The following is an 18,840-nucleotide window of genomic DNA, read 5'->3' on the forward strand; positions in this document are numbered from 1 at the left end:
TGGGGCCCCAGCCCTACTTCTGCAATGCCAGCACGCCATTATTCGCCGGGCGAGTGCGGGCGCAGGTTGGGTTGCTCCTGCCAACGAGCAATGGCTAGCTAGCGGCCAGCAAAAAATTACGCGTTTAAAAAAAGAGGGAGAAAAACCAACGCGGAGCCTAGAATTACTTGCTCCTACTGCCTTTGGTGTTTTCCGCTTTCCCAGCCGTGGGGGATATACTTTATTAATGAATAGCTCCACGGTTTGTCGCCTTTTCGTGCGTACCTTTGCGGGCCCAAATAATTTTCAACCAAACGCACGAGTTGCGTTGCACAACCCCCAAGGTTTATGGCAGTCAAAATCCGCCTCGCCCGCCGTGGCCGTAAAAAAGCCGCGACTTACGACATCGTAGTAGCTGACGCCCGCTCGCCCCGCGACGGCCGTTTCATCGAGAAACTCGGTACCTACAACCCCAACACCAACCCCGCCACCATCAACTACGACGCTGATCGTGCGTTCTACTGGATGATGACCGGCGCCCAGCCCACCGACACGGTGCGCGCCATGCTCTCGTACCGCGGCGTGCTCTACCGCCGTCACCTCCAGTTGGGTGTCGACAAAGGCGCCCTCACCCAGGACGTGGCCGACCAGCGCTTCGCTGATTGGAAAACCGATAAGGATGCCCGCATCGAAGGCAAGCGCACCGGTTTGGTGGACGCTAAATCGGATGCCCGCACCGCTGCCCTGGCCGCCGAAACCAAGGTGAAAGAGGCCCGCAGCGAAGCCCAGCGCCAGAAGCAAGCCGCCGCCCTGGCCGCTGCTGCTCCGGCCCCGGCTCCCGCTGCCGAAACCGAGACGACCGAAACCGCCGAAGTATCGGCCGAGGACGCCGCTTAGTTTTTGCCGCTTAGCGACTGAAAAGTCCGGCAGTTGTTGTCCGCCCGGGCAGCGGCTGCCGGATTCTTTTTTCACCCCTTTTTCGCCCGCCATGCTCCCCGACGAAACCTACCAGCTCGGCAAAATCACGAAGCCCCACGGCCTGCGCGGCTTCGTGGCCGCCGATTTTGACGTGGACGACACCACCGCGTACCAAAAACTGAAAACCGTGTACCTGGCCCTGCCCGGGGCCCCCACCAAGCTCGTGGCCCACGCCGTGGAGAAGGTGCAGCCCCAATCGGGCACCCGCGTGCTGCTCAAGCTCCAGGGCATCGAGCGCATCGAGGAGGCCGAGCCGCTGCGCAACGCTACGCTGCACTTGCCGCTGGAGGCCCTGCCCGCCCTCGACGACGACCAGTTTTACTACCACGACGTCATCGGCTTTACGGTGATTGACGAGGCGCTGGGCGAACTGGGCCTGGTCGAAAACTTCTACGAGCTGCCCCAGCAGGACATGCTGGCCATGCGCTACCAGGGCCACGAGGTGCTGGTGCCCGTGGTGGACGAAATCGTGCTGCGCGCCGACATGGCCGCCCGCCAGGTGTTTGTGCGCCTGCCTGATGGCTTGCTCGACATTTATCTCGCTCCCACGACCCGCCAGCAGGACGAGGCCGACGAACCCGCCTAGCCCCGGGGCCCCACAATGCGTATCGACATCATCACCTGCCAGCCCGAGCTGCTGGCCAGCCCCTTCGCCCACTCCATCGTGAAGCGGGCCCAGGACAAAGGCCTGGCCGAAATCCACGTGCACGACCTGCGCCGGCACGCCATCAACAAGCACGGGCAGATTGACGACTACGTGTTTGGGGGCGGGGCCGGCATGGTGCTGCGCGTGGAGCCCATTGCGGCTTGGCTGGACGAGCTACTGGCTCAGCGGCCCTACGACGCCGTGATTTACCTCACGCCCGACGGCGAAACCCTGCGCCAGCCGCTGGCCAACCGCCTCTCGCTGCTCACCAACGTCATCATGCTCTGCGGCCACTACAAGGGCATCGACGAGCGCCTGCGGGCGGCCTACATCACCCACGAAATCAGCGTGGGCGACTACGTGCTGAGCGGCGGCGAGCTGGGGGCCGCCATTCTGGTCGATGCCGTGGTGCGGCTGCTGCCCGGCGTGCTGGGCAACGAAGAATCGGCCTTGTCCGATTCGTTTCAGGATGATTTGCTGGCCCCGCCCGTGTATACGCGGCCGGCGGAGTGGCGCGGCCAAGCGGTGCCCGCCATCCTACTGTCGGGCAACACGCCGCTCATCGAAGAGTGGCGCCACGCCCAAGCCCTGGCCCGCACCCAGGCCCGGCGGCCCGATTTATTGGATGGTACGGAGGAAAAATAGGGCCCCGGCCCGGTTTTTCAGTAGATAACGCCTTATCTATCCGCCTCATCTGCTACGCATTTGCTATCGTGCGCTAGAATCCTTATCTTTGCGCTCCGTTTCGTAAAATCAATCCGGGCCGGCGGCGCCGTCCCTTCGCAATTTCTTTCGCCATGAGCGTACTACTTGACTTTATTAATGCCGAAGCGCAGGAGCGCCGCGCCAGCTTCCCCCTCTTCGCCGCCGGCGACACCGTGAACGTGCACGTGAAAATCCGCGAGGGCAACAAGGAGCGCATCCAGCAGTTCCAGGGCGTGGTGCTCCAGCGCCGCAACCCGAGCTCGAACGGCGAAACCTTTACCGTGCGCAAGATTTCGAACCAGATCGGCACCGAGCGGATTTTCCCCCTCCTCTCGCCCAACATCGACAAAATTGAGGTGATCCGCCGCGGCAAGGTGCGCCGCGCCCGCCTGTTCTACCTGCGTGGCCTCTCGGGCAAGCAAGCCCGCATCAAAGAGCGCCGCTTGAACGCCATCAAGCCCGTAGCCGCCGCTTAAGGCACCTTCGGTTGTTTGCCAAGCCGGCCTTTTCCTCGCGGAGAAGGCCGGCTTTGTTTGTGCCCCGCAGAGCGGTTCCTACAGCTGGGGCACTGGCCAATAAGAAGGCCAGCCCCTATGTAGGAGCTGGCCTTTTGCTTTTTGCGTTAAGCTCCAACGCTTACTTGCTGCTGGCCGAATCGGCTTCCAGGTCGCTGGCGGGGGTGCTCTTGTCGCTGTCCTGCACTTGCTTGGCGGCGGCGGTCAGGGCTTCGCCCAGCTTCTCCACGCGCGTTTGCGTGTTGCCTTCGGCGAACACGGCGGCTTGGCTCGTGCTCTTGCCCAGGCGCGAAAGCAGGCGGCTGATGGTGTCTTTGTCGTAGGTGCCGCTGCCAAAGTGGGCCTTGAGCTCTTGCAGGTCCACAATCAACTGGTGCAGCTGGGGGTTGCTAACGGCCTTGAGGTCTTCAATCCAGCGTTGCAGGTGGTTGTCGAGGCCGGCGCGGCTGGCTTCTTCCACCAAGTCCTGCGACAAAATGTTGACGGCGCCGTCGAGGTGGTTCTGGTGCTGAACTTCGGTCTTTTCCATGGGTACTGAATCGTATGTAAAACGTCTGATCCAAACGCAGAAACGCCGCTTAGGGTTGGCCGAGGCCAAAAAAAGGGGCCCCGCCAGCTGCTAGCGGGGCCCCTGCGGGACGGGGCGGGCGGGGGGCCTACTCAATCTTGTTCATGCGGTCCTTCACCGATTCCAGCGACACGCGCATGTTCACAATGTCGGCCCGGGCCGACTCCTGCTCTTTCAGGTTGGCGTCGACCATGTTGTTGTATTGCAACAATTCAGCCGCGTTCTGGGCCAATTGCTGCTGGATTTCCATCTTGCGGGCTTTGTTTTTGTCCACGTCTTTCTTGATGACTTCGACTTTGGCGATGATGGCCGCGTGGTTGTTTTGCGACTGCACCAAGGCCTTCTCAGCCTCCGAAATCTGCGCTACTACGTCCTCGCGGTACATGCCACGGGCAAAGTCCTTCAGGTACTTCTCGGCTGCTTTCCACTGCACCGGAGTGGCCTCGCGGCCCAAGTAAGCGTTGCCCAAGTCGATGCTCCACCACACGGTGGTGCCCGTCGGGATGCCGTCAACTTTGGAAATAACGCGCACCGGTGTGGGCGCAACGTCTTCAATCACCACGCCGTCGAGCTTAACAACGCCCTTGACGTTCTTCACCTTGCCAGGATATTTGTCGTTGAGGTATTTAAGCCAAGCCGCTTCTACGCGGCGGTTGTCGAGCTGAATGGTTACGCGCTGACCTTTACGCGGAATGCCGTCGATGGTGTTGTCAGTTTCGTCCACCGGCGAGCGTTGCGCCAGGGCCCCGAAGGAAACCAGGCACGCGAACAGGAAGAAAAGTAAGCGTTGGATCATGAGAGTAAATATTAGAAAAAGCTAAAAAGATAGGACTGTAAACGCGTAAAGGATACTGGATTGATTTGGTATTTCAAATTTATGCTTATTCTGCAAGCCTGCACCATAAAGTACCAAAAATTTAGTCTAAAACTGTATTTTTATTAGATAATTTAAATTCCCTCGTCCTTACATCATAGAATTGGACTTTGAATAACGGGGCCCATTGGGCGGCATTTTTTACTTGGCCAGCCGCTAAACAAATTAATGAAGGCCCGGTTAAGTGTAACTATGTTCGTAACTGTCTGCCGCGCCGAGCACTTCAACGCTGCCCATCGCCTCCACAACCCCGCCTGGGACGACGCCCGGAACCAGCGCATGTTTGGTCCCTGCAACAACCCCAACTACCACGGCCACAACTATAACCTGGTGGTGCGCCTCACCGGCGCCGTGGACCCTGACACGGGCTACGTGTACGACATGAAGCGGCTGAGTGACCTCATCAAGCGCGAGGTACTCGACCGCTACGACCACCGCAACCTCAACTTGGACGTGGAGGAATTTCGCGCCCTGAACCCCACGGCCGAGCACATCGCCGTGGCCATCTGGCAGCGCTTGCGCCCGCACTTGGCGGCCGAGCTGGCGCTGTCGGTCACGCTCCACGAGACGGAGCGTAACTTTGTCGAATACCATGGATAACGACTCCGGGGCCCGCCCCGCCCCCGACGCGCACCTGCCCGCTGGCCTGCGTACCCCTTTGCGGCCCGACGCCTTCGACGCGGCGGACGAAACCAAAATCACGGCCATCGCGGGCCACTTCGCGGCCATTATGCAGGAGTTGGGCCTCGACCTGACCGACGACAGCCTGGCCGGCACGCCGCGCCGGGTGGCTAAAATGTACGTGCAAGAGTGGTTCCAGGGCCTCAACCCAGCCCACCGGCCCGACGTGAAGCTGTTTGAGAACCGTTACCAGTACCACCAGCTACTGGTAGAGCGCGACATCACGCTGTTTTCGTGCTGCGAGCACCACTTCGTACCCATCGTGGGGAAGGCCCACGTGGCCTACTTGCCGGCCGACAATGTAGTAGGCCTCAGCAAGCTCAACCGCGTAGTGCAGCACTATGCCCGCCGCCCGCAGGTGCAGGAGCGCCTCACCCGCCAGATTGCCGAGGAGCTTCAGCAAAGCTTGGGCACGCCCGACGTGGCCGTGCTCATCGAGGCCGACCACCTGTGCGTGATGAGCCGCGGCGTGAACGACACAAGCAGCTCGACGCTCACCAGCGAATACGGCGGCCGCTTTGCCACCGATGCGGCGCTGCGTACTGAGTTTCTGCGGCAAATCGGGAAGTAGGCCCTGGGGCGGTTGGCGTGGTGGTACCACTGGGCAACATTTGTCGTAGATGCGGTTCTTTATCTAACGGTACTCGCTTCTGTATGAAAGTCCTCATCACCGGCGGCACGGGCCTCGTGGGCACCCGCCTGTCACAACTGCTCACCGAAGCCGGCCACGAAGTGGCGCTGCTCAGCCGCGAGGCAAGCAGCGCGGGGCCCTATAAAACGTTTGTTTGGGCCCCCGGCGCGGGCACCATCGACCCGGCCGCCGTGCCCTTTGCCGATGTGGTGGTGAACCTGGCCGGGGCCAACGTGGGCGAAGGCCGCTGGACCGAGGCCCGCAAAAAAGAGCTGACGGCCAGCCGCCTCGACAGCCTTGCCCTGCTACACCGCGAGCTGGCCAAGCCCGGCCACCGCGTGCAAGCCGTGCTCTCGGCGTCGGCCATCGGTTACTACGGCAACACCGGCGACCAACTGGCAATTGAGGAAACGCCCCCGGCGCACGATTTCCTGGCCGAACTAACCCAGCGCTGGGAGCAGGCCGCCGCACCCATTGCGGCCCTGGGCATCCGGCTCGTCACGCCGCGCATCGGCGTAGTGCTCAGCACCAAGGGTGGGGCCCTGGTGCCCCTGGCCGCCACCGTGAAGCTGGGCCTGGGGGCCCCCCTCGGCACTGGCCAGCAGTACCTGTCCTGGATTCACCTCGACGACTTGTGCCACCTCTTCATGGCCATGCTGGCCGACGATGCCTGGCAGGGCCCCTACAACGCCGTGGCCCCCTACCCCGCCACCAACGAAGCCTTCACCGAAGTACTGGCCGAGGTGCTGCACCGCCCGTTGCTACTGCCCAAAGTGCCCGGCTTTGCCCTCAAGCTGCTGCTAGGTGAGCAAAGCGAAATAGTGCTGGCTGGCCAGTACGTAAGCGCCGAAAAAGTAATGACGCAAGGGTTCGAGTTCGATTACCCGGTGCTCCGCGGGGCCCTGAAGGAGCTGTATAGCGCGGATAAGCAATTATCGCGGCAACGCTAAAAACAAAGCTGGAGAATGTTCGACCAAGAATTCTGTAATTATCTAGAGTATCAAATATCGAAGTCTCTATCAGCCTCTGCGGATCCAAACAGAAGACGGCATTGGTGCGACGGCGTTTCAATGCCTGATTTAACAGAAGCTTATTCACTTAAACAGCTGAATAACACCAAGCAAGTAATAACACAGGCTTGGTTTGGCCAAAGTGGACAGGAACTCTATAGATTGATTATAAAATTCGGGAAGAAAGCTATCCGCTATTACATGAGAGGGAACGACATGCAAGCGTGCGTCCCCCCCATTGATAATGACGATTGGATAAGAGTTGATTATGAAAACAGAACGGTCACAGTAGAGCTTCTTTAAAAACTCTACCGCACGCTGTCCGGCACGCCGTTGCCGTTCATGCGCTCCAAGAGGTTGTCGGCGGCGATGGTATCTACAGCGGCTTCGCGGCGGCGGGGCTCGCTGGGGGACACGCAGGTGTACTTTTTGTTGATTTTGACCGTGGGGGCGGGGAAGTGGCCGTAGTCGTAGCCTAGGGATTTGTCCTGGTAAATCTTCTCCATGTACTTGCCGTAGATGGGCAGGGCCGTGCGGCCGCCCTCGCCCTGCTGCGAGCCCACGAAGTGGATGCTGCGGTCTTCGCCGCCCACCCACACGCCGGTCACGAGGTCTTTGGTGAGGCCCATGTACCAGCCGTCGGAGTAGTTGGAGGTGGTGCCGGTTTTGCCCCCAATTTGGTTGTCCTTGTGCCAGAGGTCGTAGTCCCACAGGGCCTGCGAAGTGCCGCCGGGCTCCTCCATGCCGCCGCGCAGCATGTAGGTCATCAGCCAAGCCGTTTCGGGCGAAATGGCGCGGCGCTGCACGGGGTCGAACTGCTGGATGACGTTGCCGTGGCGGTCTTCGATGCGGGTGATGAGGCGGGGCTGCGACCGGAAGCCCGTGTTCAGAAACGTGCTGTAGGCGTCCACCATTTCGTACACGCTCACGTCGCCAGCCGAGCCCAGGCCGATGCTCGGCACCGGCAGCAACGGGCTGGTAATGCCCACCTTGCGGGCGTACACAGCCACTTTGTCCCAGCCCACCAGCTCCGTCAGCTGGGCCGTGACGGAGTTGACGGAGCGGGCCATGGCGTGGCGAAGCGTCATGTTGATGCCCGTGTATTCGCGGGTCACGTTGTCGGGCTGCCACTCCATGGGCTTGCCGTTCTCGACGTACTTAATCGTCACGCGCTGGTCCCGAATCCGGTCGCAGGGCGAGTAGCCGTTGTCGAGGGCCGTGAGGTACACGAAAGGCTTGAAGGTGGAGCCGGCCTGGCGGCGGCCTTGCTTCACGTGGTCGTACTGGAAAAAGCGGTAGTCCAGGCCCCCCACCCAGGCCTTAATGGAGCCCGTATAGGGGTCCATCGTCATCATGCCGGCCTGCAAAAAGTGCTTGTAATACGCCAGCGAATCAAGCGACGACATCACCAGTGTGGTGTCGCCGTCGCCGTGCTTCCAGGTGAACACCTTCATCGGGCGCTTCAGGTTCAGGGCCGCTTCGATCTGGGCCTGGTTGCCGTGGTAGCGGTTGTGGAGGGTTTTGTAGACCTCGGTGCGCTTGATTTGGGTATTGATAAAATCTGGAATTTCCTCGCCTTTTTCGTCCACCCAGGGGTTTTGGTGGCGGTTGCGCCAGAAGCTGTCGAAGTTGCCCTGCAAGGCCTTCATGCGCTCGTGCAGGGCCACCTCGGCGTGGTCCTGCATCCGCGAGTCGAGGGTAGTGTAGATGCGCAGCCCGTCGCGGTACAGGTCCAGGTCGTGGTCGTCGCACCACTTGGTGACGACCTGGCCGATGGCCCCGCGGAAGTAGTTGTCGGGCCCGTCGATGTGGCGCTCCACGTGGTAGTCCAACGCCACGGGCTGCGCTTGCAGGGCCCCTACTTCGCTGGCTTTGAGGATGCCGGCCTGGCCCATGCGCTCCAGCACCACGTTGCGGCGGCGGCGGGCGGCTTCGGGGTGGAAGCGCGGGTTGTAAGCCGTGGGGTTGTTCAGCACGCCCACCAGCATGGCCGCTTGCACCGCCGACAGGCTGTCGGGCGAGGTGTTGAAGTACGTTTTGGCCGCCACCTTGATGCCGTAGGAGTTCGAGCCGTACTCCACCGTGTTCAGGTACATGCGCAGGATTTCCTCCTTCGTGTAGCGGCGCTCCAGCTCCACGGCCGTCAGCCACTCCTTGGTTTTGCTGATGATGGTGCTCACGCCGGCGATGTGGCCGAGGCCGCCGCGGGTTTCGCCGCGCCGGGTTTTGTACAAGTTTTTGGCCAGCTGCTGGGTGAGGGTCGAGCCGCCGCGTTTTTCGCCGCGCGCGGCCGCCGCCAGGGCCCCCAGCAGGGCTGGGCCGTCGATGCCGGCGTGGTCGTAGAAGCGCACGTCTTCCGTCGCCACCAGGGCCTTGATGAGCACCGGCGAAATCTTGCTCAGCGGCACCGGCGAGCGATTTTCGCGGAAGTATTTACCCATCAGCACCCCGTCGGAGGTATACAGCTCAGATGCTTGCTCTACTTTGGGATCTTCCAGCTCGGCCAAGCTCGGCGACTTCCCAAACAGGAACAAGAAGTTGGTGCTGACCAGGATAGGGTAAACCAGGAAGAGCACCAGGCTCAGCCCAAACAGCACCCAGGCCCACCGCACCAGGCGGCGCGGCCAGCGGCCAGAAGGGGTGGGTAAGCGCGCCGGCGAGGCGGGTGGGAGCGGCGGGGAAGGAACAGCCATGCAGGAACGCAGGTGGAAGGCGGGGCCAAGGCCCCGCCACGCGGAAGTGCAAATATACCGCTGGCCGGGCCGGCAGCGGGGCCCCTACGCCAGGCGCGGGCCCGGGCCCGCGGGGGCCGCCGGCCGGCGGCGGCGCGGCCAGCGCCACGCCAACTCGGCCAGGGCCAGCAGGCTGAGGCCGATGCCCAGGCAGTGGCTGAGGTGCAGGCGCCGCGCCGGCAGCGGGGCCCCCAGGTCGTGGTACAGCAGCACGGCCCACAACTCGTCGGCCAGCGTGAGCACCCAGGCGGCCACGGCCAGCACCCGGCTGGCCCGCCCGCCGGCCAGGTACAGGTGCAGCAGGTACAGCCCTAGCCCGGGCAGGGCCGATACCAGCACCAACGGGGCCTCCAGGGCCAGCGGCAGCACCAGCAGCAGGAAGCTCAGGGTTTCTTTGGCGGCCTGGGCAGCGGCCAGCGCCCGGCCCAGGCGCGAGAGTTTGGGCGGGGTGGGCAGCGAAAGCGGAGGAAGCATAAGCAGCGGCGGGGCGCAACCGGCCCCGGCCCCAAGATAGGGCCCCCGCCGGCTTAGTAGCGCCGCAGCGGCATGCGGCCGCCCTGGCAACGCCAGGCCAGCAACACCAGCAGGGTCCCCTTGAGCGAGTCGAGCACTAGGTTGTCGGGCTTGCCGAAAACGACGTAGATCCCCACGCCAATGCCAATCCACCAGGCCCCGAGCAGGTAGCACAGGGCCGCAAAATGCGGCCGCCGCTGCCACACCCAGGCAAAAGCCTGTATCGCCACCGCCGACACCAACAGCAGAAACCAACCCGTGAGGTAGCCCAAAAAAGCCGTATTGGGCCCGTATTTTACCCCAAACTTGCCCAGCGTGAAGGCCGGCGCAAAAAAGGCCCCGCCCGTGAGCGCCAGCTCCAGCACAATGGCCACCAACAGCAGCAGCAATAGGAAAAAGCGGGCCATGGGTGGGAGATGGTTAAGGAAGAGCGACCGGGGCCCCTGCTCCGCGGCGGAGCCCGAATCGGCCGGCGCGGCGAAACTAACCAAATCGCGCCAAAAAATCAGCCGGCTTGCACGTTAGCCGCCCGCACCCTGGCGCTTCACCCGCCGGCCAGCAGCAACGCCAGCCCCAGGCAGCACAGCGCTTCCAGCACGAGCAACCCAACGGCCACCGCCCGGGCCCCTATTTCGAACAATATGCCCAGCCACCGGGGCCCCGCGTAGGCCGCCGGCCAGCGCCACAGCACCCACGCCATCTGCGGGCCGGCCGCTACCAGGGCCCCCAGCAGCATTGCGGCGCTCACGAGCCAGGCGGGGCCCGGGCGGGTCCATAGCTCGCGCTCAAAAACCAGGCTGAGCACGGCCAGCGCCGCCACGGCGGCCGTGGCCCACAGCCGCGGCGGCACCACCGGCCACGGCGGCAGCCAGTGCGCAGAGCGAGGAGTAGCGAGTGGTTTCATGGGGCCCTGAACGAGTTGCGCTGGGTTCTGTACGGCGACCTAGCTTCTGGCAGCGCCCACGCGCAGGCCGATAGATTGGCGCAGATAGGCAAGGTCGTGGGCTACATAATCGGCCAGCTTCCAGTGGAACACGGGCGGCACCCGGCGGCCGCGGCGGTAGTGGCGCAGCAGCCCGGGCCACCCCTCGGGCGTGAGCACGGCGAAGAGCAAAAACCCCACGCAGGTGACGAACCAGTCGCCGTTGCCTAGCGTGAAAGCCTTGAGCTTCAGCTCGTCCTCGGGCGTCATGTCGTAGCCCAGCAACACGTGCTTCAGGTCGTGGTCTTCGTAGTGCGGAATCAGTTGCAGGCCGTGGCGGGCCAGCACGTCGGCCACGCCGCGGCCCAAGGTACCGGGCGGCAGGCTTTGCAATTCGGCTAGCCGGATGCCTGCCGGCTCGCGCCCGTACAGCCGCTGGAAAATGGGGATGAGGAACGACGTCCGGGCGTGCACGATGATTTTGCGGGCCAGCACCTGGTAGGCATTCAGCTTGGTTGCGCGAACGAATGGCATGATTATAAAGGCTTTGAACGAACTGTTTTCCTATTGCTCCGACCACAGCAGCATGGTGCGCACCAGGGCCGCGAGCAGCAGGGCCCCCAGCGCTACCGCGCCCGGCAGCACCCCGCGCAGCAGCCGCGCCCGCCGCAGGCCGGGCGTAGCCGCCCGGTCGCGCCACGAAAGCAAAAACCCGAAAGTGGCCAGGTCGCCGAAGCAAGTCACCAGGCACAGCGCCAAACAGGCAAATTGTTTGATTGTCATTATATTAATGGATTAATTGACAGCCTTTTTAAGTGCATATTGGGGCCCCGGGCCGTTTAGCGCAGGGCTTGCGCGGCCTGCCAGTCGGCGTAGTTCCAGCCCTGCCAGCCGGCGTAGGTGCGTTGGCGCTGGCGCCAGGCGGCCACCGTGGCATCGAGGCGGCGCTGGGCATCGGCGGCGCTGACGACCACGGCCCCGCTGTAGCTCTCACTGGTGAGCTGCGGAATGCTATTCAGCCGGGCGCGGTCGGCTAGCAGCTCGGGCAGGGCGCGGCCGGGCAGGTCGAGCAGGAAGCCGACATCGACGGTTTGGAAGCGCAGCTGGAGGTTGTAGCGGGCCATCCACACTTCCCAATTGCCGGCCGCCAGCACCAGCAGCACCGCGTAGGCGGCCAGCGCGTTGCGGCGCACGAGGAAGTACACGGAGCGGCGCTGCCAGATTTTGAGCAGCATGGTGCCCAGCCCAAACAGCGTGAGCACCAGGAAGAAGCATACGCCCAGGCGCTTGTAAGCCAAGCCCCGGTGCTCGATGTAGTAGTAGTTGCGCAGGCCCACCGACACGGCCAGCACCGCATTTTGCAGCACCCAAGCCGTGGCCCCAGCGCGCAGCCACGGCAGCCCAGGACCGTAGAAGTTCAGGTTGCGCCGGAAAAACCACAGCACCAGCGCCATCGCCAGCAAAATACTGAATATGAGCACGTACGTACCCTCGTGCACGAACTGCGCCAGGTCGAAGCCCGGCGCGGGCACGAAGCCAAACCACAGCCAGTTGATGTCGATAATATTCACCGCCAGCAGCAGCGCGTTCACCAGCCCGAGCACGGCCACGGCCATCAGCCACTCCTTGCGCAGGCCCAGGGCCCCAAACGCGCGCGCCCGAAAATCGGGCCGCCGCACGCCCAGCGACGCCACCCGGTCGCGCTGCCGCCGCACAAACTCGCCCAGCCGCGACTCGTGGTCGGCGAAGTAGTACACTGGCACGGCCACCAGGGCCCCCGCCGTCAGCACGTAGCCCAGCCCCAGAAACAGCAAGTGGCCCAGCGTCAAATCGGGCCAGAGGCGCGCCAGCCACGCGCCCACCGCCGCCAGCGCCCGCCCGCTTAGGTCGGCGTAGCGCGGGTTGGCCACCGCAAACAGCCCGTGGAACACCGCCAGCACCGCCAGGGGCCCCAACAGCAGCCGTCCGTAGTACCAACTGCGGCGTGCTCCCGCCCCGCTCAGCAGCCGCCCTTGCCAGGCGCGGGGCACCGCCAGCGCCGCCCGCAGCGTGCCGCCGGCAGCCGTCAGCAGCGCGTAGGCCAGCAGCCGCAGGTGGGGCTGGTTGGCGTAGCCCAGCAGCAGCAGCAGCGACGCCGCACTGGCCAGCACCGCCACCCCCGAGCCGTACACCGCCGCCATCACCCCGCTAAACAGGCTGCCCGCCGCCGCCAGCCAAAACAGCCCCGCCCGCCGCGCCGGTGCGTGGCGCGGCCGCAGCCCCACCTGGGCCCCCACCACAAATAGACTGTAAACGAGCACGTTCAGGCCCGTTTTCTCGGCCCAAAACAGCCAGTTGAACAGCAGCAGGCCCAGCGGCAGCAGCAGCTTCTGGGCGGCGGAGAGCGGGACCGCAGCCGGCCGGGGGCTGACGTCGCGCCAAAGGGTTTCATATGTTTGGGGCAATTCCATAAGAGGGGTTTTTTTAATAAAGAACTTTGTATTTCAAAGTAAAAGGACAAAAAGAAACGTGCGGGTCAGGCACGGAGGCAACGGCCGACAGGCCGGAAAATTCGTTTACGGGCCCAAGCTGGGGCCCCGGCGGTGATGCGCTAACCGGGGCGCAGCAGCTTCTCCAGGGCTTCCAAATGCTGCTGGAAGGCGGCGCGGCCCTCGGCGGTGGCGGTGTAAGTGGTGTTGGGCTTTTTGCCGATGAACTGCTTGCTGACCAGCACATAGCCGGCTTTTTCGAGGGCGGCCACGTGGCTGGCGAGGTTGCCATCGGTGAGGTCGAGCACTTCTTTTAAGTCGTTGAAGCTGACGGCGTCGGTGGCCAAAAGCACGGCCATGACGCCCAGCCGCACGCGGTGGTCAAATGCTTTGTTGAGGGTGTGGATAAGGTGCTTCACCGGCCCAATACGGATGCGGCGGGGGCCCCGGCCGGGCCGGGCCGCTCGTAGCGCTGGTACATCCGCAGGCCGTAGCCGATGTGGCCCAGCCCAAAGCCCAGCGCAAAAAACGCTACGCCCCAGCCCGGCAGCAGCATCGCCACCAGCCCCAGCCCGAGCTGCGTGAGCCCCAGCCAACGGATTTCGTCGAAGGTGTACTTGCTGGCGTTCAGCAGCGCCAGGCCGTAAAACACGAGCAGGCCGGGCACCACCAGGCCCGCGTCGCCGCCCAGGTACAGGCGCAGGCAAAACAGCCCGCCCGCTGCCAGCGGCAGCGCCAAGGCCACCAGCAACCGCCGCGTCAGGCTGTTCCACAGCGGCTGGCCAGGGCCCTGCTGCTGCTGCCGGCGCCGCGTGAAAAACCAGGCCACGAGCAGCGCCGCCGCTACCATCGCAGCCGCCAGCAGCAGCAGAAACGGCAGCGCCGCCTGCCGCTCTTCGGCGGTGCTCGCCAGCAGGTGCTGGTAGCCGCTGGCGCCGTATTCGCTGGGGTAGTGGCCCTGCAAGTAGAAGTGGCCGGCCGCCGTGCCCAGCAGCGCCACCACGCCCGCCCCCACCCCGCTCAGGCCGGAAAGCGACAAAAAGCGCGAGCTGCGCTCCATAATGGCGCGGATTTCGGTGAGTTGGGCTAAGGGGTCGAGCTGCATACACGAAGTGCTTTGTGATGCAAAGTTAAGAGGAAAATCGAGATTCACTATTGCCTGATTGCTCTTCGACACCACAGGCGAGTTAGGGCCCCGCTACTACCCAACGAGTGTATTACCATCAAGCGGTTCCGCATGCCAAAGCAGCGCGCGGAACCACTTTTTTGTTCGCCTCGCGCCGTTACAAGCTCACCCCAATGCCGGGCCCCAGCAGGAAAAACCACTGGCCGGCCGACAGCTTGTAGCCCCCGCCCAGGTAGAGCGGGAACGTGAGGCGCCCCGTGTGCAGCGGCGTCACCGACCCCAGCACCACCACGCCCAGGTCGCGGTCCGTTGCATTTTGGGACAGGTTAAAGGCGTTCAGGGCTACGAAACCTGCCCCTATCTTGTAGGGCCGCAAATGGTTAATGCGCCCAGGCGAATAGAAGCTAAGCTGTGCCAGCGTGGCAATGCTGATGCCGCTGAAGCTGCCGTACTCGCCGTTCTGGTTTTTGGTAAGCAGGCCCGCGGGAAAGCTGACGTCAATGTCGAAGCTGGCGCGGCGGCTCAGCACCAGGTCCACCACTTGGGTGTAGCCAGGCTCGCCGTACTGGCTGGCGTTGTGCCTGATGGTAATGGTAATGCGCGCCCAATCGTCGAGGTCGTAGGTTTTGCGGGCCAGTAGCGTGTTCAGGCTAAACGGCCCGCTCTGGCACTGCTTGTCCTGGTAGTAAGCGGCGCGCGGCGACGGCTCGCACGGGCAAATCACCAGGTTATCGACGGTTTTTTGGTCGAGCAAGTTGTTTTTGGCGTCCACCACGCGCACGTCCAGCGTCAGGTACTGCTTGCCGTAGAGCGCCGTGGCCCCGTCGATGGCGGCGTTGTTGAAGGAAAACACCACGTCGGGGATGCTGTGCTGGTAGAGCACCGGCCCACTGAGGCGGGTAACGGGCACGGGGCCCTCGCCGTAGCTCACGCTCACGAAGTTGAGCGGGTGCGGGCGCTGGGCCTCGCGCACCGTCAGCACGAAGCCCGTGGGGTTGGCCCCTTCCAGGATGGCCAGGCGGCGGCGCACCACGTTCAGGGGCACCTGCATGCGGTAAATCAACGAGTTATCCGAACGTACCGACGAGTCGGAAGGTACCGAGAGCAGGTCTTCGACGTGGAAGCGGCCCTTGAGCAAGGACTCGCCTTCGAGGCGCACGTCCACGATTTCGCCGGGGCCCACGGCCAGGTTCTGGGTCCAGTCGCCGCCGCGGTGCAGCACGCTCACGGCCGTGATGCGGGGCCGCGGCGCAATGTCGAAGTTGGTGATGTAGCGGGCCACGTCGCCGTCCTTGATGTAGAGGTAGCCCGCCGTTTGCCGGTGGGGGTTGAAGACGCGCAGCTGGCACAGCACGCGGTTGTTGGTGAGGTAGTTGCGGGTATAAAGCTCGGCCACCAGGGCCCCGCCGGGGTCTTGCTGGGCCTCCAGCCGATAGGTGCGGTGCAGGTCGAACGACTGGCCGTCGTCCAGGATCAGCTCCGTGCCCTGCAAGCGCCCGGCCTCGTCGAAGGCAATGTCCTTGCGGTCCACGCTCAGGAAGCGCAAGCGGCTGGCTTTCACCACAAAATCCTGGCGCAGCGGCGGGTACGCGTACGTGAGCTTGCCGTCGGGGCCCAGGCGTGGGCGCTCGGCCAGCAGGTTCAGCACCAGCGGGTGGGGCCCCGGGTCGTTGGGCAGCAGGTGCAGGCGCAGGCCAGCGCCCTCGCGGGTAATTTTGTAGTCAATGTCCTGGCCGCGCGTCCAGGTGTTGGTCACCCGCACGTTGGCGGGGTTGTCGGTGCTGAGGTCGATGACGCGCTCCTCGCCCACGAACAGTTCGGGATTGGGCACCCGCATGTCGAGGCTGCTGCGGGTGAGGGGCAGCAGGCTCACGATTTGCTGCTGGCGCGCGGGCCGCCCCGCCGAGTCGGCGGTGGCCACGAACACCAGCTGCACAAAGGGCGTGGCCGTGAGGTTGCGGAAGCGCACGGTGCCGCGGTAGCTGCCATCGGCGGCGCGCACCAGCGAGTCTTGGAGCTTGAAATCGGCCGAGGGCAGCAGGCGCAGGCCTTTCACGGGGCCCGTGGGCGTGGCGCGCAGCTCGGCGGCCTGGTCGTCGGTGCGGTAGTAGAAATACAGCCGCGGTTCGCCGGCTACGGTCAACTGCTGAGCCGGCAGGGCGTAGCGGGTGGTGTCGAGGGTGAGGGTGACGCCCTGCACCAGGGCCCCCGGCGCGGCGGCCTGGCCCCGGGCCGGGCCGGCCAGGGGTAGCCCCAAGCCCAGCAGCACGCACGCCCAAAGAATTGATAAACGCATGAGTTCAAATAGAAACTTATCGGGACCAAAAGTAAGCGGGGGCCCGGGCTGTTGACATGAAAACGGTACTTTTAGGCATTTATTCTAATCGCGCCGTGCCCGAATCCTACGATGTTGCCATTCTTGGCGCCGGCCCGGCGGGCACGGCCTGCGCCCTGGCCCTGCGCGGGGCCGGCCTGCGGGTGGCACTGGTGGACAAAGCCCGGTTTCCGCGCGACAAAATTTGCGGCGACGCCATCCCCGGCCCGGCCCTGAAGGCCCTGCGCCAGCTCGACCCCGCCTACGCCACCGAGCTGCTGGCCGGCCTGCACCCCAAGGCCGAAACCCGTACCAGCCGCGTGGTGGCCCCCAACGGCCGCGGCCTGGGCGTGCGCTGGCACCTGCCCACCTTCAACAGCCCGCGCCTGCACTTCGACGCCGCCCTGCTGGCCCTGGTGCGCCGCCACACCGCCACCGACGTCCTCGAAAACTTCGCCGTCAAAACCATCGCCGGGGCCCTCGATGCGGTGACGCTGACGGCCCCCAACGGCCAGGAGTTGCGGGCGGCGCTGCTCATTGCCTGCGACGGGGCCAACTCCGTGGCCGCCCGCCAGCTCGCCCACCGCCAAATTGACCGGGCCCACCACTGCGCCGCCGTGCGCGCCTACTACGCCGATGTGGCCGGGGCCGACGGCGGCACCACCGAGTTTTTCTTCCTCAAAAAGTACCCCGCCGGCTACCTGTGGGTATTTCCGGTGGGCGGCGGCGTGCACAACGTGGGCTTCGGCATGCTCTCGAAAGACATTACTGCCCAAGATATTGATCTAAAGAAAACCTTGCTGGAGCTGCTCGGCACGCACCCGCAGCTGGCCCCGCGCTTCGCCGGGGCCCGGTTACTGGGGCCCGTCGTGGGCTTCGGGCTGCCGCTGGGCACCGGCCGGCCGGCCCACGCCCTGGCCGGCCCGCGCTGGCTGCTGTGCGGCGACGCCGCCTCGCTTATCGACCCGTTGCAGGGCCACGGCATCGACACGGCCGTGCGCAGCGGCATTCTGGCCGCCGCCCAGGCCGTGGCCTGCTTCGAGGCGCAGGATTTCAGCGCCGACTTTCTTCAGCAGTACGCCCGCGCCGTGCAGGCCCGCCTGGGGCCCCAGCTGGCGCGCAGCTACCGCATCATGCGGTTTTTGGGCAACAAGCCGTGGCTGGTAAACGCCGGGGTGCGCCTGGCCCAGGTGCCGCCCATCGGCCGCTGGCTGCAACGGCTGGTGGGCTGATTTTAGTTGTTTATTGTCCGTTGTTCGTTAGCAGGGTTTAGGGCCCCAGGCCGTCCTGCTAACGGACAACAAACAACTGACAACTATACTTGCATGCGCTTACGGCTCCGCTTGTTTGAATTTGAAGATTTGTCCTGGTTCCCGGCGGTGGTGCGGGCCGGGATGATGGACTATTTGCGGTTCATGATTACCACCTTGGGCACTTACCGGCCCATTGTGCCGCTGCTGGCCGAGGCCCTGCGCCGCACCGGCCAAACCCGCCTGCTGGAGCTGGGCGCCGGCGCGGGCGGCGGCACCGAAACCGTACTGGCGGCCCTGCGCGCCCAGGGTTGCCCCGCCGCTACCATCACCCTAACGGACCTCTACCCCCAGCCCGCTGCTTGGGCCGACATCAGCCGACGCACGGCCGGCGCCATTTCGGCCGAGCCCGCGCCCGTGAACGCGCTGGCCGTGCCCGGGCACCTGCCGGGGCTGCGGGTCATTTTTTCGGCGTTTCACCACTTCCCGCCCACCGCGGCCACGGCCCTGCTGCGCGACGCCGTACAGGCCGGCACCGGCATCGGCGTGTTCGAGGGCGCGGGCAAGCATTGGGCTGAGCTGCTGCTGGCCGGCACCGCGCTGCCCGTGGCCCAACTGCTACTGACGCCCTTTTTCCGCCCCTTCCGGTTCAGCCGCCTGGTGTTCACGTACTTGGTGCCCATTATTCCGCTCTGCACCATCTGGGATGGGACCGTGTCGCTGCTGCGCATGTACTCGCCGGACGAGCTGCTGGCCCTGGCCAGCCTGGCCGACCCTACCGGCTGCTACCACTGGCAAGCCGGCAAAAAAAGCCATTGGTGGGGCCCCCAGGTCACGTACCTGGTGGGCTGGCCGGCTGCCGCGTAGCAGCCACCGTTGCCCCGCTGCGGGCTACTGTCTATTCCCTGGGCGAGCCATTTCGGGCAGC

The 18,840-nt window shown here is 64.4% G+C and carries 22 protein-coding genes; 10 read left to right on the top strand and 12 right to left on the bottom strand.

All coding sequences use genetic code 11. From position 1 onward, the window contains the following. The first annotated feature begins 327 nt into the window (after positions 1-327). The 4 genes from AXW84_RS16475 (at position 328) to rplS (ending at position 2,784) form a co-directional block, all read left to right on the top strand. The gene (locus AXW84_RS16475) at positions 328-876 is read left to right on the top strand and encodes a 30S ribosomal protein S16 (protein WP_068235628.1); all 549 of its coding nucleotides are present in this window, start codon (positions 328-330) and stop codon (positions 874-876) included. 91 nt (positions 877-967) lie between these two features. After that, positions 968-1,543 carry a ribosome maturation factor RimM gene (rimM, locus tag AXW84_RS16480; RefSeq protein WP_068235631.1) on the top strand — a complete coding sequence of 192 codons (576 nt, stop codon included), beginning with the start codon at positions 968-970 and terminating at the stop codon, positions 1,541-1,543. Positions 1,544-1,558: 15 nt separating this feature from the next. Continuing rightward, on the top strand, positions 1,559-2,248 hold the full coding sequence (trmD, locus tag AXW84_RS16485; RefSeq protein ID WP_068235634.1) for a tRNA (guanosine(37)-N1)-methyltransferase TrmD: 690 nt from the start codon (positions 1,559-1,561) through the stop codon (positions 2,246-2,248). Between the two features lie 152 nt (positions 2,249-2,400). Beyond that, the gene (gene rplS, locus AXW84_RS16490; RefSeq protein WP_068235637.1) at positions 2,401-2,784 is read left to right on the top strand and encodes a 50S ribosomal protein L19; all 384 of its coding nucleotides are present in this window, start codon (positions 2,401-2,403) and stop codon (positions 2,782-2,784) included. Between the two features lie 160 nt (positions 2,785-2,944). On the opposite strand, the gene AXW84_RS16495 is transcribed toward rplS, so the two are convergent. Together AXW84_RS16495 and AXW84_RS16500 are read right to left on the bottom strand one after the other, a co-directional pair. Beyond that, complete coding sequence (locus AXW84_RS16495; RefSeq protein WP_068235640.1) at positions 2,945-3,352, bottom strand: hypothetical protein; 408 nt, start codon at positions 3,350-3,352, stop codon at positions 2,945-2,947. Positions 3,353-3,479: 127 nt separating this feature from the next. Beyond that, the gene (locus AXW84_RS16500) at positions 3,480-4,187 is read right to left on the bottom strand and encodes a hypothetical protein (protein ID WP_068235643.1); all 708 of its coding nucleotides are present in this window, start codon (positions 4,185-4,187) and stop codon (positions 3,480-3,482) included. 270 nt (positions 4,188-4,457) lie between these two features. Here AXW84_RS16500 and AXW84_RS16505 point away from each other — a divergent pair, with 270 nt between their 5' ends. The 4 genes from AXW84_RS16505 (at position 4,458) to AXW84_RS25395 (ending at position 6,890) form a co-directional block, all read left to right on the top strand. Beyond that, the gene (locus tag AXW84_RS16505; RefSeq protein WP_068235645.1) at positions 4,458-4,865 is read left to right on the top strand and encodes a 6-pyruvoyl trahydropterin synthase family protein; all 408 of its coding nucleotides are present in this window, start codon (positions 4,458-4,460) and stop codon (positions 4,863-4,865) included. Further along, positions 4,858-5,517 carry a GTP cyclohydrolase I FolE gene (gene folE, locus AXW84_RS16510; RefSeq protein ID WP_068235648.1) on the top strand — a complete coding sequence of 220 codons (660 nt, stop codon included), beginning with the start codon at positions 4,858-4,860 and terminating at the stop codon, positions 5,515-5,517. The genes AXW84_RS16505 and folE overlap by 8 nt, the downstream gene beginning before the upstream one ends. 83 nt (positions 5,518-5,600) lie before the next feature. Further along, complete coding sequence (locus tag AXW84_RS16515; protein ID WP_068235650.1) at positions 5,601-6,527, top strand: TIGR01777 family oxidoreductase; 927 nt, start codon at positions 5,601-5,603, stop codon at positions 6,525-6,527. 15 nt (positions 6,528-6,542) lie between these two features. Then, positions 6,543-6,890, top strand: a complete 348-nt coding sequence (locus AXW84_RS25395; RefSeq protein WP_162268272.1) for a hypothetical protein — start codon at positions 6,543-6,545, stop codon at positions 6,888-6,890. A gap of 5 nt (positions 6,891-6,895) precedes the next feature. Here the strand turns inward: AXW84_RS25395 and AXW84_RS16520 are convergent, their stop codons facing one another. The 10 genes from AXW84_RS16520 to AXW84_RS16565 form a co-directional block, all read right to left on the bottom strand. Continuing rightward, positions 6,896-9,280, bottom strand: a complete 2,385-nt coding sequence (locus AXW84_RS16520) for a transglycosylase domain-containing protein (protein WP_082773945.1) — start codon at positions 9,278-9,280, stop codon at positions 6,896-6,898. An 84-nt stretch (positions 9,281-9,364) separates the two neighbouring features. After that, entirely contained in the window at positions 9,365-9,793 is a 429-nt protein-coding gene (locus AXW84_RS16525; RefSeq protein ID WP_068235653.1) for a hypothetical protein, read from the bottom strand. A gap of 53 nt (positions 9,794-9,846) precedes the next feature. After that, positions 9,847-10,239 (bottom strand): hypothetical protein, encoded by a 393-nt coding sequence (locus AXW84_RS16530; RefSeq protein ID WP_068235656.1) that lies wholly within the window; start codon positions 10,237-10,239, stop codon positions 9,847-9,849. A 137-nt stretch (positions 10,240-10,376) separates the two neighbouring features. Continuing rightward, entirely contained in the window at positions 10,377-10,736 is a 360-nt protein-coding gene (locus AXW84_RS16535; RefSeq protein ID WP_157887082.1) for a hypothetical protein, read from the bottom strand. Positions 10,737-10,775: 39 nt separating this feature from the next. After that, positions 10,776-11,288: a hypothetical protein gene (locus AXW84_RS16540; RefSeq protein WP_068235663.1), complete on the bottom strand. Its 513-nt coding sequence runs from the start codon at positions 11,286-11,288 to the stop codon at positions 10,776-10,778. Between the two features lie 30 nt (positions 11,289-11,318). Then, complete coding sequence (locus AXW84_RS16545; RefSeq protein WP_157887083.1) at positions 11,319-11,537, bottom strand: hypothetical protein; 219 nt, start codon at positions 11,535-11,537, stop codon at positions 11,319-11,321. Between the two features lie 56 nt (positions 11,538-11,593). Continuing rightward, a complete protein-coding gene (locus AXW84_RS16550; protein ID WP_068235669.1) occupies positions 11,594-13,204 on the bottom strand; it encodes a DUF4153 domain-containing protein in 1,611 nt (536 codons plus the stop codon). Between the two features lie 140 nt (positions 13,205-13,344). Then, positions 13,345-13,641 (bottom strand): winged helix-turn-helix domain-containing protein, encoded by a 297-nt coding sequence (locus tag AXW84_RS16555; RefSeq protein ID WP_068235672.1) that lies wholly within the window; start codon positions 13,639-13,641, stop codon positions 13,345-13,347. Beyond that, a complete protein-coding gene (locus AXW84_RS16560) occupies positions 13,638-14,327 on the bottom strand; it encodes a hypothetical protein (RefSeq protein ID WP_068235675.1) in 690 nt (229 codons plus the stop codon). The genes AXW84_RS16555 and AXW84_RS16560 overlap by 4 nt, the downstream gene beginning before the upstream one ends. A gap of 178 nt (positions 14,328-14,505) precedes the next feature. Beyond that, entirely contained in the window at positions 14,506-16,644 is a 2,139-nt protein-coding gene (locus AXW84_RS16565) for a hypothetical protein (protein WP_157887084.1), read from the bottom strand. 95 nt (positions 16,645-16,739) lie between these two features. On the opposite strand from AXW84_RS16565, the gene AXW84_RS16570 reads away from it, so the two are divergent. Next, entirely contained in the window at positions 16,740-17,894 is a 1,155-nt protein-coding gene (locus AXW84_RS16570; protein ID WP_068235683.1) for an NAD(P)/FAD-dependent oxidoreductase, read from the top strand. Between the two features lie 93 nt (positions 17,895-17,987). After that, positions 17,988-18,779 carry a hypothetical protein gene (locus AXW84_RS16575; RefSeq protein ID WP_071891450.1) on the top strand — a complete coding sequence of 264 codons (792 nt, stop codon included), beginning with the start codon at positions 17,988-17,990 and terminating at the stop codon, positions 18,777-18,779. Positions 18,780-18,840 lie beyond the last annotated feature (61 nt).

This window comes from Hymenobacter sp. PAMC 26628, from assembly GCF_001562275.1.
Lineage (GTDB): Bacteria > Bacteroidota > Bacteroidia > Cytophagales > Hymenobacteraceae > Hymenobacter.

Coding starts and splice junctions, on each gene's coding strand:
- AXW84_RS16475 (WP_068235628.1), top strand. CDS start 328: ATGGCAGTCAAAATCCGCCTCGCCCGCCGTGGCCGTAAAAAAGCCGCG.
- rimM (WP_068235631.1), top strand. CDS start 968: ATGCTCCCCGACGAAACCTACCAGCTCGGCAAAATCACGAAGCCCCAC.
- trmD (WP_068235634.1), top strand. CDS start 1,559: ATGCGTATCGACATCATCACCTGCCAGCCCGAGCTGCTGGCCAGCCCC.
- rplS (WP_068235637.1), top strand. CDS start 2,401: ATGAGCGTACTACTTGACTTTATTAATGCCGAAGCGCAGGAGCGCCGC.
- AXW84_RS16495 (WP_068235640.1), bottom strand. CDS start 3,352: ATGGAAAAGACCGAAGTTCAGCACCAGAACCACCTCGACGGCGCCGTC.
- AXW84_RS16500 (WP_068235643.1), bottom strand. CDS start 4,187: ATGATCCAACGCTTACTTTTCTTCCTGTTCGCGTGCCTGGTTTCCTTC.
- AXW84_RS16505 (WP_068235645.1), top strand. CDS start 4,458: ATGTTCGTAACTGTCTGCCGCGCCGAGCACTTCAACGCTGCCCATCGC.
- folE (WP_068235648.1), top strand. CDS start 4,858: ATGGATAACGACTCCGGGGCCCGCCCCGCCCCCGACGCGCACCTGCCC.
- AXW84_RS16515 (WP_068235650.1), top strand. CDS start 5,601: ATGAAAGTCCTCATCACCGGCGGCACGGGCCTCGTGGGCACCCGCCTG.
- AXW84_RS25395 (WP_162268272.1), top strand. CDS start 6,543: ATGTTCGACCAAGAATTCTGTAATTATCTAGAGTATCAAATATCGAAG.
- AXW84_RS16520 (WP_082773945.1), bottom strand. CDS start 9,280: ATGGCTGTTCCTTCCCCGCCGCTCCCACCCGCCTCGCCGGCGCGCTTA.
- AXW84_RS16525 (WP_068235653.1), bottom strand. CDS start 9,793: ATGCTTCCTCCGCTTTCGCTGCCCACCCCGCCCAAACTCTCGCGCCTG.
- AXW84_RS16530 (WP_068235656.1), bottom strand. CDS start 10,239: ATGGCCCGCTTTTTCCTATTGCTGCTGCTGTTGGTGGCCATTGTGCTG.
- AXW84_RS16535 (WP_157887082.1), bottom strand. CDS start 10,736: ATGAAACCACTCGCTACTCCTCGCTCTGCGCACTGGCTGCCGCCGTGG.
- AXW84_RS16540 (WP_068235663.1), bottom strand. CDS start 11,288: ATGCCATTCGTTCGCGCAACCAAGCTGAATGCCTACCAGGTGCTGGCC.
- AXW84_RS16545 (WP_157887083.1), bottom strand. CDS start 11,537: ATGACAATCAAACAATTTGCCTGTTTGGCGCTGTGCCTGGTGACTTGC.
- AXW84_RS16550 (WP_068235669.1), bottom strand. CDS start 13,204: ATGGAATTGCCCCAAACATATGAAACCCTTTGGCGCGACGTCAGCCCC.
- AXW84_RS16560 (WP_068235675.1), bottom strand. CDS start 14,327: ATGCAGCTCGACCCCTTAGCCCAACTCACCGAAATCCGCGCCATTATG.
- AXW84_RS16565 (WP_157887084.1), bottom strand. CDS start 16,644: ATGCGTTTATCAATTCTTTGGGCGTGCGTGCTGCTGGGCTTGGGGCTA.
- AXW84_RS16575 (WP_071891450.1), top strand. CDS start 17,988: ATGCGCTTACGGCTCCGCTTGTTTGAATTTGAAGATTTGTCCTGGTTC.